Annotated in this window: 11 protein-coding genes; 10 read left to right on the plus strand and 1 reads right to left on the minus strand. The window is 72.8% G+C overall.

Annotated elements, in window-relative coordinates; translation table 11 throughout:
• Nucleotides 1–145 precede the first annotated feature (145 nt).
• From HUA76_RS10060 to HUA76_RS10105, 10 genes are all read left to right on the plus strand, one after another.
• Entirely contained in the window at nucleotides 146–523 is a 378-nt protein-coding gene (locus HUA76_RS10060; protein WP_141643167.1) for a response regulator, read from the plus strand.
• Nucleotides 520–2,565, plus strand: a complete 2,046-nt coding sequence (locus HUA76_RS10065; RefSeq protein ID WP_174453904.1) for a chemotaxis protein CheA — start codon at nucleotides 520–522, stop codon at nucleotides 2,563–2,565. Before HUA76_RS10060 ends, HUA76_RS10065 begins: the two co-directional genes overlap by 4 nt.
• Nucleotides 2,562–3,008 carry a chemotaxis protein CheW gene (locus tag HUA76_RS10070; protein ID WP_174460715.1) on the plus strand — a complete coding sequence of 149 codons (447 nt, stop codon included), beginning with the start codon at nucleotides 2,562–2,564 and terminating at the stop codon, nucleotides 3,006–3,008. The genes HUA76_RS10065 and HUA76_RS10070 overlap by 4 nt, the downstream gene beginning before the upstream one ends.
• Nucleotides 2,989–5,547, plus strand: a complete 2,559-nt coding sequence (locus HUA76_RS10075) for a methyl-accepting chemotaxis protein (protein WP_174460716.1) — start codon at nucleotides 2,989–2,991, stop codon at nucleotides 5,545–5,547. The genes HUA76_RS10070 and HUA76_RS10075 overlap by 20 nt, the downstream gene beginning before the upstream one ends.
• Nucleotides 5,544–7,919, plus strand: coding sequence for a HEAT repeat domain-containing protein (locus HUA76_RS10080; RefSeq protein WP_174460717.1), 2,376 nt, complete (start codon nucleotides 5,544–5,546; stop codon nucleotides 7,917–7,919). The genes HUA76_RS10075 and HUA76_RS10080 overlap by 4 nt, the downstream gene beginning before the upstream one ends.
• Before the next feature lie 10 nt (nucleotides 7,920–7,929).
• Nucleotides 7,930–8,751, plus strand: a complete 822-nt coding sequence (locus HUA76_RS10085; RefSeq protein WP_174453908.1) for a protein-glutamate O-methyltransferase CheR — start codon at nucleotides 7,930–7,932, stop codon at nucleotides 8,749–8,751.
• Entirely contained in the window at nucleotides 8,748–9,797 is a 1,050-nt protein-coding gene (gene cheB / locus HUA76_RS10090; protein WP_141649345.1) for a chemotaxis-specific protein-glutamate methyltransferase CheB, read from the plus strand. The genes HUA76_RS10085 and cheB overlap by 4 nt, the downstream gene beginning before the upstream one ends.
• Nucleotides 9,798–9,924: 127 nt before the next feature.
• Nucleotides 9,925–10,890 carry a fatty acid desaturase gene (locus tag HUA76_RS10095; RefSeq protein ID WP_174460718.1) on the plus strand — a complete coding sequence of 322 codons (966 nt, stop codon included), beginning with the start codon at nucleotides 9,925–9,927 and terminating at the stop codon, nucleotides 10,888–10,890.
• Nucleotides 10,891–11,050: 160 nt separating this feature from the next.
• Complete coding sequence (locus HUA76_RS10100; RefSeq protein ID WP_174460719.1) at nucleotides 11,051–12,172, plus strand: PilZ domain-containing protein; 1,122 nt, start codon at nucleotides 11,051–11,053, stop codon at nucleotides 12,170–12,172.
• Nucleotides 12,173–12,199: 27 nt separating this feature from the next.
• On the plus strand, nucleotides 12,200–12,595 hold the full coding sequence (locus tag HUA76_RS10105; RefSeq protein WP_174453911.1) for a response regulator: 396 nt from the start codon (nucleotides 12,200–12,202) through the stop codon (nucleotides 12,593–12,595).
• On the opposite strand, the gene HUA76_RS10110 is transcribed toward HUA76_RS10105, so the two are convergent.
• Nucleotides 12,556–14,076 carry an ATP-binding protein gene (locus HUA76_RS10110; RefSeq protein WP_174460720.1) on the minus strand — a complete coding sequence of 507 codons (1,521 nt, stop codon included), beginning with the start codon at nucleotides 14,074–14,076 and terminating at the stop codon, nucleotides 12,556–12,558. The genes HUA76_RS10105 and HUA76_RS10110 overlap by 40 nt on opposite strands.
• Between the last annotated feature and the right edge of the window lie 277 nt (nucleotides 14,077–14,353).

A 14,353-nucleotide genomic window follows, 5' to 3' on the forward strand; every position in this document is an offset into this window, starting at 1 on the left:
GGGGAGCGTCCGGGCCCTCCCACTGCTGGTCCCTGTCCCAACGTACGATTGTCCTCCAGTGGAAGGTGGCGGGGAGGGGGGCTCGACGTTCTCTTCGCAGGCCGGGGAATCGCTCTAGGTTCGGCGCTCGTCGCCAGGGGAATTCATGTCAGAGGTGCTCGTCGTCGATGACAGCAAGGTGATGCGGGACATGGTGGTGGCCTGTCTCAGGCCCTACCCGGGCCTGAACTTCACCCACGCGTCCAGCGGGCTGGAGGCCATCGAGCGCCTGTCGCTGAGCCCGTATGACCTGCTGGTGTTGGATTTGAACATGCCGGATATCGGCGGCATCGAGGTGGTGGAGTTCGTGCGGGGGCAGGATCGGCTGCGCACGCTGCCCATCATCATCGTGACGACGCGTGGGGACGAGGCGTCGCGCGCCCGGGCCCTGTCCGCGGGCGCCAACCGCTTCATGACCAAGCCCTTCACTCCCGATGCCATCCTCGCGGAGGCGCGGGGGCTGTTGGAAGAGAAGCCGGCTTGACGGCCTCCGTCGACCTCGCGGACTTCCTGCCGGCCTATCTGGCGGAGGTGGAGGAGCTGCTCGACTCGGCCCACCGCCAGCTGATGGCGGTGGAGGCCAGCGCGCGGCGTGGCGCCGCCCATCCGAAGTCCGTGCGGGAGCTGTTCCGCGCGCTGCACACCATCAAGGGCCTGTCCGCCATGGTGGACGTGGAGCCCATCGTCTCCATCTCCCACTGGATGGAGACCTCCCTGCGTCAGGCGGACCAGGCGGGCGGGCGGCTCCCCGAGTCCAGCGTGGAGCCGCTCATGGAGGGCCTGCGCGCGGTGGAGCAGCGCATGCGCCAGCTCGCCGCGGGCAAGGACGCCTCGCCCGTTCCTCCGGGCCTGCTGGAGCGACTGGAGGCGCTGGGAGTCTCCTCCCCCGTGGTGGCCAGTACCGCCCGGCCCTCGGCATTGCTGCTCGATGAGACCCTGGCGCTCGCCCCCCGGCTGACGCCCACCGAGCGCGAGCAGCTCACCTCGGGCGCGGGCCATCGGCGCCCGGTCCGCGTGGACTTCATCCCCGGTGCCGAGCGCGCCGCGCGGGGCATCACCATCAACAGCGTGCGCGAGCGACTGGCGGCGCTGGGGGAACTCGTCAAGGTCGTCCCCGTGGCGGGGCCGGCGCCGGGCGGCGGCTCGCTCACGTTCGTGTTGCTGCTCAGCACCGATGCCTCGGACGCCGTGCTGAAGGAGGCGGCGGGAGGAGAGCCCGCCCAGGTGCGCGCGCTGTCCACCGCGCCCGCGCCCTCGGCCGTGGACGGGCCGTCCGTGCCGGAGCGGGAGCCGGAGCTGGAGGAGGAGCCCGAGGAGGGGCGCCGGTCCAGCGGTACCTTGAGGGTGGAGGTGTCGCGGCTGGACGAGGCGCTGGAGCGACTGGCGGCGCTCGTCGTCAACCGCTCGCGGCTGCAGCGCGCGGTGGTGGACCTGACGGCCGTCGGGGCTCCGACGCGGGAGCTGCGCGCCATCCTCCAGGAGAACGGACGGCAGCTGCGAGACATGCGCGCGGCCATCCTCCGCCTGCGCATGGTGCGCGTGGGGGACGTGCTGGAGCGGCTGCCGCTCCTGGTGCGCGGCCTGCGTCGCACCACGGGCAAGGCGGTGCGGCTGGAGCTGGAGGTGGGCGACGCGGAGCTGGACAAGGCGGTGGCGGACCGCATGTTGCCCGCGCTCGTGCACCTGGTGCGCAACGCGGTGGACCACGCGCTGGAGTCTCCCGAGGAGCGCCGCGCCGCGGGGAAGCCCCCGGAGGGCCGCGTGCGCCTGGGCTGCCATGCGAACTCCAGCGGCTGGGTGGACATCACCGTGGCCGACGACGGGCGGGGTGTGGACGCGGAAGGCGTGGCCCGGCGCGCGGGCGTCCCGGTTCCCCGCGGTCCGGATGACCTGCTGGAACTCTTGTGTCGGCCCGGCTTCTCCACCCGCGAGGAGGTCACCTCCACCAGCGGACGCGGCATGGGCATGGACATCGTCCGCCGCATCGTCGTGGACCAACTTGGTGGCGAGCTGCGTCTGGAGACGCGCGTGGGGGAGGGCACCACCTTCCACCTGCGCGTGCCCCTGACGATTACGCTGCTGGACGCCATCATCTTCGAGTGCGCGGGGCTGCGCTACGCGGTGGCGGTGGGCTCCGTGGAGGAGCTCATCGAGGTGGAGGCCGCGCGGGTGGTGCGGCCCGCGGGCGCCCACGGCGTGGCATTGGTGGAGCGGCGGGGCCAGGCGGTGACGCTGGTGTCCCTGGCACGGCTGTTGGGCTCCGTGTCCACCCAGGCCGTGGATGTCACGCCCCCTCGGGGGCTGGTGGTGCGACAGCGCGGAGAGCTGGTGGCGTTCGGTGTGGACCGGCTGCTCGGTCAGCAGGAAATCGTGCTGCGCCCGCTAGAGGACCCGCTGGTGCGGGTGCCCGGGGTGGCGGGAGCCACGGACCTGGGAGATGGCCAGCCCACGTTGGTGCTGGACCTGAATGCGCTGGGAGCGGCGCGCCGCCCGGGGTCCGGGGGACGAGAGGAGCGCGCGACATGAGCGTGCTGCATGTGGTGTTCAAGGTGGATGGCGCCGAGTACGTGTTGCCGGCGTCGGACGTCCTCCAGATGGAGTCCTTCTCCGGGGCCACGCCCGTGCCCGGAGCGCCGGCGCATGTCGCGGGGCTGGTGCAGGTGCGCGGGCGCGTCATCCCCGTGGTGGACGCGCGCATGCGCTTCGGGCTTCCGGCCCTGGAGCGCTCGCTCGACACGCGGGTGGTGGTGGGGCAGTTGGGGACGCGGACGGTGGGGCTGCTGGTGGACAGCGCGCGCGAGGTGCTGAAGCTGGACCCCGCGAAGTTCCAGCCGCCGCCTCCGCTGGTGGTGGAAGGCTCGCGAGGGTTCGTGAAGGCCGTGGCCCAGGTGGGGCCGAGGCTGGTGATGCTCATCGATTTCCCCCGGGTCATCGGGGAGGAGACGCCAGATGGCGACGGAAAACGGTAACGGCCCCCAGGGGCAGGATGACGCGCGCGGGCTCACCGAGCGCTTGTCGCGCGGAGTCCGGGAGGGCGTGGCCCTCCTGCAGGACGTGGAGGCGCTCGCATCGAGGCTGGCCGCCAGCGGCAACGAGCAGGCCGCGGCCTCCGAGCAGGTGCGCGCCTCCATCGAGTCGGTGGCCGCCCATGTCGAGGCGACGAGCGTCGCGACGCAGACGCTGGCGCGCTCCCAGCGCACGGTGAGCGACTCCGCCCGCGCGCTGCAGCAGGAAGCGGAGGCCACCGCCGGCTCCGTGCAGGAGGTCAGCGCGTCGGTGGCGGGGGTGCGCAAGGACGCAGCCCACCTGGCCGCGGAGGCGGACACCACCGCCGCCACGCTGGAGCAGGTGACGCGCTCGGTGAAGACGGTCAACTCCAACGCGGAGGACCTGGCCGCCTCCAGCGAGGAGTTGCTGGCGTCCATGACGGAGATGAACTCCACCGTCGCGGACCTGGTGACGCGCAACCAGTCGGGCGCGGCCTCCACGGAGGAGGTGGGCGCGACGATTGAGGAGATGGCCAAGGGCATCGCCCGGCTGGCCACCGACGCCCAGGGCGTGGGCGAGCGGGTGACGCTGGTGACGGGCGCGGTGGTGGGGCTGGGCAAGTCCCTGAGTGACTTGTCCCGGGACGCCACCACCATGTCCTCCGGCGTGGAGGAGACGGCGTCCACCGCGGAGGAGCTGGCGCGCAGCGTGCGCGGCGTGGCGGAGAGCGCGCGCGTGCTGGAGACGCACGCGGCCTCCACCGCCTCCACCGTGGAGGAGGTGGCCGCCAGCGTGGAGGAGGTGGCCGCCACCGCGGAGAAGAACTCCGCCGTGGTGGATGCCAACGCGGCGACGATTGAACAGCTGGCGCGCTCCGCCCAGTCGGTGGCCAAGGCCTCCGAGTCCATCAACGGCCTGGCGTCCTCGAGCGCCAGCGCGTCCGCGCAGCTGGAGGTGTCCACGCGGCGGGTGGCGCAGATGAGCGAGGAGGCGCGCGCCACCTCGGACCGGGTGGGCACCATCGCCCGCGAGGGCGGCGCCACCGTGGTGCGCTCCATCGCCGGCTTCAGCCGCATCCGTCAGTCCATCGTCGAGTCCTCGGGCGTCATGAAGGAGATGGGCAAGCGCGCCGAGGAGATTGGCGACATCGTCCAGACCATCAACCTCATCGCCGACCGGACGAATCTCCTGTCCCTCAACGCCAGCATCGAGGCGGCGCGCGCCGGTGAGCACGGGCGTGGTTTCGCGGTGGTGGCGGAGGAGATTCGCGCCCTGGCGGACCGCGCGGCGGCGGCCAGCTCGGACGTGGCGAAGATTGTCCGCGGCCTCCAGACGACGGCGCGCGAGGCGACGAGCGCGAGCGCGGAGGGCATGCGCGCGGCGGACGAGGGCGCGGCGCTGGCGTCGGACGCGGAGCGAGCCCTGTCCACCATCCTGAAGGGCGTGGATGACGTGGGGCAGAACGTGCGCGAGGTGAGCCGCGCCACGACCGAGCAGGTGCAGGCGGTGCAGTCGCTGGCGCAGGGCACCACGAAGATGAGCGAGCAGGGCCGCGTCATCGCCGCGTCCGCGTCGGAGCAGGCCCAGGCGGCCCAGGCGCTGGCGCAGGGCGGCACGGAGATGCGGCGCATGGCCCGGCAGACGACGCAGGCCACCGCGGACCAGGCCCGCGCGCTGCGCGACGTGGTGCGCTCCAACGGGCAGCTGGCGGAAGTCGCCCAGAAGGTGTCCCGCGCGGTGCAGGAGCAGGCGGCCGCGGCGGCGGACCTGTCCAAGGGCGCCGCGCAGATGCGCCAGCTGGTGCAGGGCGTCAGCGCCGTCGTGGGCACGCAGAGCAAGGAGGTGACGGGGATGGCGCAGGTGGCCCAGGACCTGGCGAGCACCACCCAGCGCACCCTGGCGGGGCTGGCCGAGCAGGCCAAGGCGGCGGCGGAGGTGACGCGCGCCATGGAGGATACGCGCAAGGAAGTGGCCCAGTCCGCGCGCGGCATGGCGGAGCAGGCGCGCGCGCTCAAGCAGGGCGAGACGGCCAGCCGCCAGGTGGCGAAGCTGGCGTCGTCCGTGACGCGCGCCACCGACGAGCAGGCCCAGGCGCTCGTCGCGCTGGTGAAGGGCGCGGACGAGGTGCGGCGGGTGGCGAAGGGCACGGCGCGCGCGCTGGACGAGCAGTCGGAGGTGCTGACGGGGCTCGCTGCTTCCGCGCAGCGGCAGGCCACGGGCACCGCCGCGGTGGCGCGCGCCAGCGGCGATGCCACGCAGGTGATGGAGGGCCTGGTGAAGGGCGTGGAGGAGATGCGGGTGAGGGCGCGGGAAATCACCACCACCACCGCGCAGCAGGTCCGCGCGTCGTCGGCCACCGCGGGAGAAGTGCGTGAGGTGGCGGGACGACTGACGCACCTGTCGCGACTCCAAGCCGAGCAGGTGGAGAGCCTGGAGCGCCTGGGCAGCGTGCTGGGGAGTGGTAGCACCCCGCAGGCTCCCGAGGCGGGGGGCTCGCGCTCCAGGGAGCGACAGACATGACGGAATCGACTTCCGTGACGGGCTCCCCCCTCTTCCTGTCCGCGGAGGACAGGGCGCGGGTGGAGGAGGTGGAGCAGCTGGCCCGCGGGGGCGCCGGCAGCCTGGAGAGGCTGGTGGCCGGACTGGACACGTCGAGCTGGGCGGTGCGCCGCGCCGTCGTGGCGGCGCTCGCGCGGCTGGGCACCCCGGCGGTGTCTCCGCTGTGCGACGTGCTGCGCCACCGCCGCGACAACGAGGCGCGCCTGGCGGCCGCGGTGGAGGCGCTGGTGGCGTCCACGGGCGCGGTGGAGGAGTCCCTGGAGGGTCTGACGGACAGCCCGTCCGCGCCCATCGTCTGTGACGCCGCGCAGGTGCTGGGGCGGCGGCGCAGTCGGCGCTCGGTGCCGCTCCTGGCGCGGCTCACCGTGCATCCGGACGACAACGTCGCGGTGGCGGCCATCGAGGCGCTGGGCCGCATTGGCGGCGGCGCGGCGGTGGACGCGCTGCTGGCGGCGCTGGGCAGCGGCAACTTCTTCCGCATCTTCCCCGCCATCGACGTGCTGGGCCGGTGTGGGGACCCGTCGGTGGTGCCCGCGCTCCTGGGGCTCCTGGCGGACCCCTTCTACGCGCTGGAGTCGGCGCGCGCGCTGGGCCGCACCGGCCAGGACGCGGCGGTGCCCGCGCTGGTGAGCCTGCTGCGCCGGGGCAACGACGCGCTGGTGCGCGTGGCGGCGGTGGCGCTGGTGGACATCCACGAGGCGCAGGTGCAGCGCTTTGGCGGCGCGCGCGCGGTGCAGGCCGCGCTGCGCTCCGGTCCCGGTCCGGACCTGTCCATGCTGGGCCGCAGGCTGGCGCAGGCCATCACCAGCGCGGACTCCGCGGAGCGGGCCGCGCTGGCGCGCCTGTTGGGTTGGGTGGGAGGGCAGGACGCCGCGGCGGGACTGCTGCGGCTGTTGGATGGACCGGACCCGTCGGTGGCGCGCTCGGCGGCGAGCGCCCTGGCGGAGCTGGGGGCGGACGCGGACGAGCAGATTCTGCAGGCGCTCCAGGACGGAGACAGCGCCCGGCGCAGGGTGCTGCTGCCCCTGGTGGGCCGCCGCGCGTCGGCGGTGCCGGAGGTGATGGCGTGTCTGGAGGACCGGGAGGCGTCCGTGCGCGCGCTGGCGGCGGACACCCTGTCGCGCATCGGTGACACGTCCGCGGTGCCCGTGCTCTTCCAGCGCCTGATGGATGACGACGCGCGCGTGGTGCAGGCCGCCACGGGCGCCATCCAGTCGCTGGGCAGCGAGCAGACGGAGACGCTGGCGCTCCACGCGGCGCGCTCCGCGGACCCCCGCCTGCGCCGCGCGGCGCTGCGCATCATCTCCTACTTCGGCTATCCCCGAGGGCTGGAGGTGCTGCTGTCCGCGATGCGCGACTCGGACGAGCGGCTGCGCGACGCGGCCATCTTCGGTCTGCCCTTCATCGAGGACCCGCGCGCGGTGGACGCGCTGCTGACGGCGGCCACCCACGAATCGGAGCGCACGCGCGCCGCGGCCATGCGCGCGCTGGGGCAGACGGAGAAGGAGGCCCGCATCACCTCCACGCTGCTCGGCGGCCTCAACGACAGGGACGCATGGGTGCGCTACTACGCGTGCCAGTCCCTGGGGAAGCTGAACGAGGAAGCCGCCGCGGATGCGATTGTCGCGCTGGCGGACGACGACGCGGGGCAGGTGCGCGTGGCGGTGGTGGACGCGCTGGCGCACATGCACACGGAGAGCGCGATGACGGCGCTGCGCCGCGCCGCGGCCAGCACCGACGCGGACGTCCGGCGCGCGGCGCTGCTGGGGCTGGGCGTGGCGCGGCGTCAGGACGCGCTGCCGGTGCTGCTGGAGGCCTCCTCGTCGGAGGATGCCGCCACGCGCCTGGTCGCGCTGTCCGCCGTGGCTGAGTACGAAGCCCCGGAGACGCTGCCCGCGCTGTTGCACGCGGCCAGTGACAGGGACGACAGCGTGCGCAGCGCGGCGGTGGGCTTCCTCGCCACGCGCCCGGGTGTTCCCGCCACCCAGGCCCTGGTGTCGCTCCTGGGGGACCTGACGGTGCGCGAGCGGGTGGTGAGCGCGCTGGCGCTGCCCATGGAGGGGCGGCTTCCCGGCCTGCTCGCGGCGCTGGACGTGGCGGACGAGGTGACCGCGCCCCTGCTGGTCGCGGCCCTGGCGCGCATGCGCCGGGCGGACGCACGCGCCGCGCTGGTGCAGGCGTTGGAGACCTCCAGCGCCGCGGCCCGCCGCGCCGTCGTGCCCGCCGTGGGCGCGCTGGGAACCTTGGAGGCACGCGACGCGCTGGAGCGCGCCTCCCTGCGCGACGAGGACCCTGAAGTCCGGCGGGCCTGCCTCGTGGCCCTGGGGAAGTGACAAGGACGTCATGCCTTCCCTGCCGATGTCCCCCCAGGTCTTCGCCATCCTCACCGCGCTCATCGAGCAGCGCGCGGGGTTGCACTATGCGGCGGAGGACCGCGAGCTGTTGTCCGACAAGGTGTCGGACCGGGCGCAGGAAGCGGGCTTCGACTCGCTGCTCGACTACTACTACTTCCTCCGGTACGACCCGGCGGGCTCGGCCGCGCTGGATTCCCTCGTGGACTCGCTGCTCGTGCACGAGACGTACTTCTTCCGGGAGGCGCAGCCGCTGTCGGTGCTGGTGGAGGACGTGCTCCTGCCCAGGGTGCGCGCCGGCCAGAAGCCCCGCGTGTGGTGCGCGGCCTGCTCCACCGGCGAGGAGCCCTTGACGCTGGCGATGATGCTGGCGGACCGGGGTGTGCTCTCCGGCGTGGAGCTGCTGGCCAGTGACTTGAGCGCCCGGGCGCTGGAGCGCGCTCGCACCGGCGAGCACAACCTGCGCTCCATGCGCGCGCTGCCGCCCGGGGTGGAGGGGCGCTGGCTGGAGCAGGTGGACGGACGGGCCCGGCCGAAGCAGGAGCTGGTGGACGCGGTGGAGTGGCGCCGCATCAACCTGGTGGACGAGGGGGCGGTGGCGAAGCTGGGCCAGTTCGACGCCATCCTCTGCCGCAATGTCCTCATCTACTTCCAGGATGAGACGGCGCGCCGCGTGGTGGCGTCGCTCACCCAGGCGCTGAAGCCCGGAGGCCAGCTGGTGGTGGGCACCTCCGAATCGTTGCTGCGCTTCGGCACCGCGCTCTCCTGTGAGGAGCGGCGCGGCGTATTCTTCTATGGCAAGGCGGGCGCATGACGGCCGTGACTCCTGTTCGCGTCCTGGTGGTGGACGACTCGGCCTTCGCGCGCAAGGTGCTGCGCCAGGTGCTCTCCAACGCGCAGGGCATCGAAGTGGTGGACACCGCGCGCGACGGCCTGGACGCGCTGGAGAAGGTGGCGGAGCTCAAGCCCGACGTCCTCACGCTGGACCTGGTCATGCCGGGGCTGGACGGGCTCGGCGTGCTGCGCGCCCTGGACTCCATGCCGGCCGCTCCCCGCGTCGTCGTGGTCAGCAGCGCGGGTGAGGAGAGCGAGCTGGCGGTGTCCGCCCTCCAGGCCGGCGCGGTGGAGCTGGTGCACAAGCCCTCCGCGCTCGCCACGGACCGGCTCTACGAGCTGGGAGCGGAGCTGGTGGAGAAGGTGCGCATCGCCGCTCGCGCGGTGCCGCACCCGCCGCGCGGGGTGGCTCCAGCCGCGGCCACTTCGACTTCTCCGGCGGAGGTGTTCGGGCCGGCGCGCAACCTGGTGGTGGTGGGCACGTCCACCGGCGGTCCCCAGGCCCTCACGCGGCTCTTGTCGGCGCTGCCGGCGGACTTCCCCGCGCCCATGGCGCTCGCGCTGCACATCCCCCCGGGCTACACGGAGGCGGTTGCCCGCCGGCTGGACTCGCTGTGCGCGCTGGAGGTGCGCGAGGCGGAGGACGGGATGGAGATGCGCCCCGGCCGCGTCGTGCTCGCGCGTGCGGGCCAGCACCTCAAAATCGAGCGGCACGGCGCGCTCACCGTGGGCCGCGTGGACCGGCACCCGGTGCAGATGCCGCATCACCCCTCCGTGGATGTCCTCTTCGAGAGCGCGGCCCGCACGTGGGGCCGTGACACGGTGGGGCTGGTGCTCACCGGCATGGGCGACGACGGACGGGAGGGCGCGCGCGCCATCCGCGCGGCGGGCGGCTCCATCCTCACCGAGTCCGAGTCCTCCTGTGTCGTCTACGGCATGCCTCGCGCCGTGGACGAAGCGGGCCTCGCCACCGCCAGTGCGCCCCTGGAGGGAATGGTGGCGTTGCTGCTCACTCAGCTCCGCTGACTTCGGGAAAAAACGGGTGGGGTGTCCGTCGCCCGCACCCCTACATGGTGAGGAAGCAGGCAGCCTTGCCCTGGAGGTGGAGCGATAGTTTTGGTTCTGCACGGACGCGTAAGGCAGACTGCCGGCCATGCTCCGTTACAGCGCCGACATCCGCACCCTCCTCTGGTGCCTGGCGATGCCCGTGGTGGCCCTCTCGATGTACGCGGCCCCCGCGCTCATCCCCTATCTGTGCCCGCTCGCGTGCTACCTGGCGCTGTCCGCGGGCGTCATCGCCCACAACCACAACCACAGCCCCACCTTCCGCAACCGGAAGATGAATGAGGCGATGGGCATGTGGCTGTCGTTGTTCTACGGCTACCCCACCTTCGTGTGGATTCCGACGCACAACCTCAACCACCACAAGTTCGTGAACAAGGCGGGCGACGCCACCATCACCTGGCGCTACTCGAAGAAGCACAACTTCCTCGTCGCCTTCCTGTTCCCCTTCGTCTCCACGTACTGGCAGCAGGAGCCGACGAAGGCCTTCATCGAGAAGGCGCGCACGCGCAACCGCGCCCTGTTCCGGCAAATCGTCCTCCAGTACATCGTCTGGGGCGGCACGCACGCGGCGCTCGTCGCGCTGGCCATTTATATGCACGGCGTGGCGGGCGGCCTGCGCATCTGGGCCTTCGCGTTCCTGATTCCGGCCTTCTTCTCGCTGTGGACCATCATGTTCTTCAACTACATCCAGCACGTCCACTCGGACCCCTGGAGCGAGCACGACCACAGCCGCAGCTTCACCGGCCGCCTCATCAACTTCTTCCTCTTCAACAACGGCCTGCACGCCGTCCACCACGAGACGCCGGGCCTGCACTGGAGCCTCCTGCCGGAGGCGCACGCCAAAATCGCGGCGGACATCGACCCGGAGCTCAAGCCCGTCAGCTTCTTCGGCTGGTGCTTCCGCTCCTACGTGCTGGCGCCCATCTTCCCCCGCTTTGGCACCAAGCAGGTGGGCCGCGCCCCGTATGACCCGCCCGCGGGCGGCACCGTCGACGTGTCCTTCGGCGACGAGCTGCAGGCCGTCGACTCGGGCGTCAACGTCGCTCGCGTCTGACGCACCCGCACACGCGGGCCTCGTGTGGGTGTCTCTGTCCTGTATTTCCCATCTCTCCCTGGAATCTGACCAGGGGGAGTATTCGCCATGTGGCTGATTCTCGTATCTCGCGGTCAGAGGTACGGGCGGGCTGGGGGGGATGCGGACATGGAGGCACCACATGAGGATGGCCCCAGGCCCAGTCCGTCCAACGACCCTCGAGGCGCCGCCCTCGCCCAGGGTGCTGTGGGTCGGCGTGGCCGGGGAGGCGTGGCTGGCACTGTCGCGCGCGGCCCGGGCACTGGGCTGTGAGCCGGTGCAGGCCTCGGCGCCTGGCGCGGTGAGCCTGGAGCTGTCGCGAGCGCGGCCCCGGTTGGTGCTGGTGCACTGGCGCCAGGTGAGCGAGCGCGGCCCCGGAGGACTGGGCGGCCTCAAGTCCCGCGTGGGTGCGTCCGGTGCGCCGGTGGTGCTGGTGGCGGAGCCGGAGACGCCCGCCGAGGTGCTGGAGGCCGCGGACGCGGAGGGCGTGGAGGACTGCCTGCTGGCGCCGGTGGGCGAGGCGGCGGTGCGCGCGCGGCTGGCCACGCTTCTGGGCGCCCGTCCCCTGCCTGTCACGAGCGAACGCTACAGCCCGCGCGTGGTGCTGCTCGCCGGAGGCGCGGGAGGCGCGCGCACGTGGGCGGGGCTGGGCTCGCTCCTGGAAGTCAGTGGCCACCACCTGCTGTACAGCGCCACGGTGGAGGGCGCCGCAGCGCGGGTGGAGGAGCACGGCTCCGCCCCCCACCTGCTCATCGCCGTCGGTGATGGGGCTCGGGGCGGGGTGTGGGCGCGCTCGGGCACGGCCGCTCGCGCGTTGCTGGAGGGCGTGCCCTCGCTGACGGTGACGCCCGCGGAGAGCGGGCGCGCGGCGACGCTGCTGCCGCGCATCCACGCGATGCTGGGGCGCGAGGGCGCGTCGCTGCGGGTGGAGGAGCGGGTGCCCTTCTGCTGCCCGGTGGAGTTCGGCGAGGGAGGGCCCCAGGGGCTGGCCTGGACGTCGGGCGTGTCCTTCGCGCTGAGCCCGGGTGGCCTCTTCGTGCGCACGCTGGTGCCGGCGCGGCCTGGGGCGGCGGTGACGTTGCGCATCCACCTGCCCACCACGGGCGAGCGGCTGGAATCCCACGGCGTGGTGGCGTGGGCCAACCCCTTCGCGCCGCGCGACGGGCTGTGTTGTCCCCATGGCATGGGTGTGCGGTTCATGGGCATGGGCCCGCCGCGCTTGATGCACCTGCGCCAGCTCTGTCAGGCCACGGCCTCGCCCTGAAGGCGCGGGCCCGGGAGGCGCTTCGCCATGCGACGCAAGAAGGTCCTCCTCGTCGATGACTCGCACACGGTGCTGATGCTGCACCAGATGATGATGGTGGAGCGTGGCTTCGAAACGCTCATCGCCCGCGACGGGCTGGAGGCGCTGGAGCGCGTGCGGGACGAGGCGCCGGACCTCGTCGTGCTCGACATCCTGATGCCGAACCTGGACGGCCTGGAGACGTGCCGGGCGCTGCGCGGGCGCGAGCCCACCCGCCACACGCCCATCATCCTGTGCAGCACGCGCATGGAGCCGGACTGCGTGCAGGCGGGCTTCGAGAGCGGCTGCACCGACTACCTCACCAAGCCCTTCGCGGGCTCGGAGCTGGCGGCGCTCTTGAATCGCTACTTGGGCTCGGAGCGGGGCACGCGCGGGGGGATTTGACCGGGAGGCCGCGCGGGCAGCGAGCGGCGGGGCAGCGTCACCATGAACGTCGTGCCCTCTTCCTCGGTGGAGCTGACCTCGATGCCGCCGCCGTGCGCCTGGACGATTTCCCGGACGATGTAGAGGCCCAGGCCGTAGCTCATCTTCAGCGTGCGCGTCGTCTGCGGGCCGCTGCGGAAGGGCTCGAAGAGGTGGGGCAACAGGTGCGCGGGGATGGGGCGCCCGCCGTTGTGGACCTCCAGCACCAGCTTGTTGGCCCGCGCCACGCGCGCCACCAGCTTCACGGGGGTGTCCGCGGGGCCGAACTTGAGCGCGTTCTCCAGGAGATTCGAGGCCACCTGGCCCAGCCGGTCCGGGTCCCACATGCCCTGCGTGTTGCCCTTGTGCTCCACCTCGATGACGCGCTCGGGATAGGCCACGCGGAACTCGTGGGCCACGCGCTCCACCAGGTCCTTGAGGTCCACCGGCCGGGGCTCAATCGCCACGCCACCCATCAGCCGCGTGCGCGTGAAGTCCAGGAGCAGGCGGGTGAGCCGTTCAATGCGCACCGCCGCGGTGGCGATGCGCTGGCTGGTGCGCCGGGCGTCCTCGGCCGTGCCGGACTCCGCCATGACGCGCGACCAGTTCATGATGGCGCCCAGCGGGCTGCGGATGTCGTGGCTGACGATGCCCATCAGCTGCTCCTGGAACTCGGAGTGCCGGCGCGCCTCCTCTTCCGCCCACTTGCGCTGGGTGATGTCGCGGCTGATGCCGAACAGCCCCACCACCTTGCCGTCCGCGTCGCGCAGCACGCCCTTGGTGGACAGCCACACGCGAGGGCCCTCGACGCCCGGCTGCCCGTCCTCGTAGGTGACGGTGCGGCCGAAGGCGAGCACCTCCCTGTCGTTGGCGGCGTTGACGCGCGCCACTTCGGGCGCGAACAGCTCGTGGTCCGTGCGGCCCACCATCTGCGAGATTTCGTAGCCCACCGCGCGCGCGCCCGCGTTGTTGATGAGCTGGTAGCGGCCCTCCAAATCCTTCGTGTAGACGGCGTCCGTCGTGCCCTCGTGGATGGCGCGGAACACCTCGCTGGCGCGCCGCAGCTCCTCGCGCACCCGGTGCTCTCCGGTGATGTCGCGGCAGTGCACCAGCAGGCCCCCGGGCACCGCGCGCGCGCGCACGTCGAAGCACAGCTCCCGGTCCGGCCACTCGTGCTCGAAGCGCGTGGCGGCCTGCTGGGTGGCGGGCTGCTCGAAGCGCAGGTGGTCGCGCAGCTTCAAGAGGCCGGGGCACGCGCGGCGCACGTCGTCTCCGGGCCCGGCGACGCCGTCCAGCAGCTCCGCCATGCGCGGGCTGACGTAGGTGAAGCGCCAGGCCGCGTCGAGCGTGAAGAAGGCGTCCGGCAGGCCCTCCAGGAGCGCATGGAGCGGTACGCCGGACGCCTCGGATTTCGCGGGCGGGGCCGGGGGACGCTGGCGCTTCTTGGCGGGGGTGGGGGGCATGCGTCGTCGGGTTTCGCGGGGGGGGGCCAGGGTCCAGGGGATGAGCGGAGCGGGGTGGGCCGTCAGCCGGTGGGGGGCCTGTCCGGCGCGTTCTCCGGTGCCCAGGGGGGAACGCCCGGTACACGAAGCCGTCGCGGCGCGTCGCCTCTCGCCCGGATGGGGACGAAGGGCGCCACTGGCGCGAAGGCGCCTCGAGCTTCCGCGTGGGCCGATGCACGGAAGGGGGCGAGGATGAGGGTTGCGGTGAGGCGGGGGCGCATCCGGGGAGAACCATACT

The organism is Myxococcus sp. CA056, from assembly GCF_013336715.1.
Lineage (GTDB): Bacteria > Myxococcota > Myxococcia > Myxococcales > Myxococcaceae > Myxococcus > Myxococcus llanfairpwllgwyngyllgogerychwyrndrobwllllantysiliogogogochensis.

What these genes read in the sequence shown, in the direction of transcription:
- HUA76_RS10060 (WP_141643167.1), top strand. Translation starts at nt 146, where the DNA reads ATGTCAGAGGTGCTCGTCGTCGATGACAGCAAGGTGATGCGGGACATG.
- HUA76_RS10070 (WP_174460715.1), top strand. Translation starts at nt 2,562, where the DNA reads ATGAGCGTGCTGCATGTGGTGTTCAAGGTGGATGGCGCCGAGTACGTG.
- HUA76_RS10075 (WP_174460716.1), top strand. Translation starts at nt 2,989, where the DNA reads ATGGCGACGGAAAACGGTAACGGCCCCCAGGGGCAGGATGACGCGCGC.
- HUA76_RS10080 (WP_174460717.1), top strand. Translation starts at nt 5,544, where the DNA reads ATGACGGAATCGACTTCCGTGACGGGCTCCCCCCTCTTCCTGTCCGCG.
- HUA76_RS10085 (WP_174453908.1), top strand. Translation starts at nt 7,930, where the DNA reads ATGCCTTCCCTGCCGATGTCCCCCCAGGTCTTCGCCATCCTCACCGCG.
- cheB (WP_141649345.1), top strand. Translation starts at nt 8,748, where the DNA reads ATGACGGCCGTGACTCCTGTTCGCGTCCTGGTGGTGGACGACTCGGCC.
- HUA76_RS10095 (WP_174460718.1), top strand. Translation starts at nt 9,925, where the DNA reads ATGCTCCGTTACAGCGCCGACATCCGCACCCTCCTCTGGTGCCTGGCG.
- HUA76_RS10100 (WP_174460719.1), top strand. Translation starts at nt 11,051, where the DNA reads ATGAGGATGGCCCCAGGCCCAGTCCGTCCAACGACCCTCGAGGCGCCG.
- HUA76_RS10105 (WP_174453911.1), top strand. Translation starts at nt 12,200, where the DNA reads ATGCGACGCAAGAAGGTCCTCCTCGTCGATGACTCGCACACGGTGCTG.
- HUA76_RS10110 (WP_174460720.1), bottom strand. Translation starts at nt 14,076, where the DNA reads ATGCCCCCCACCCCCGCCAAGAAGCGCCAGCGTCCCCCGGCCCCGCCC.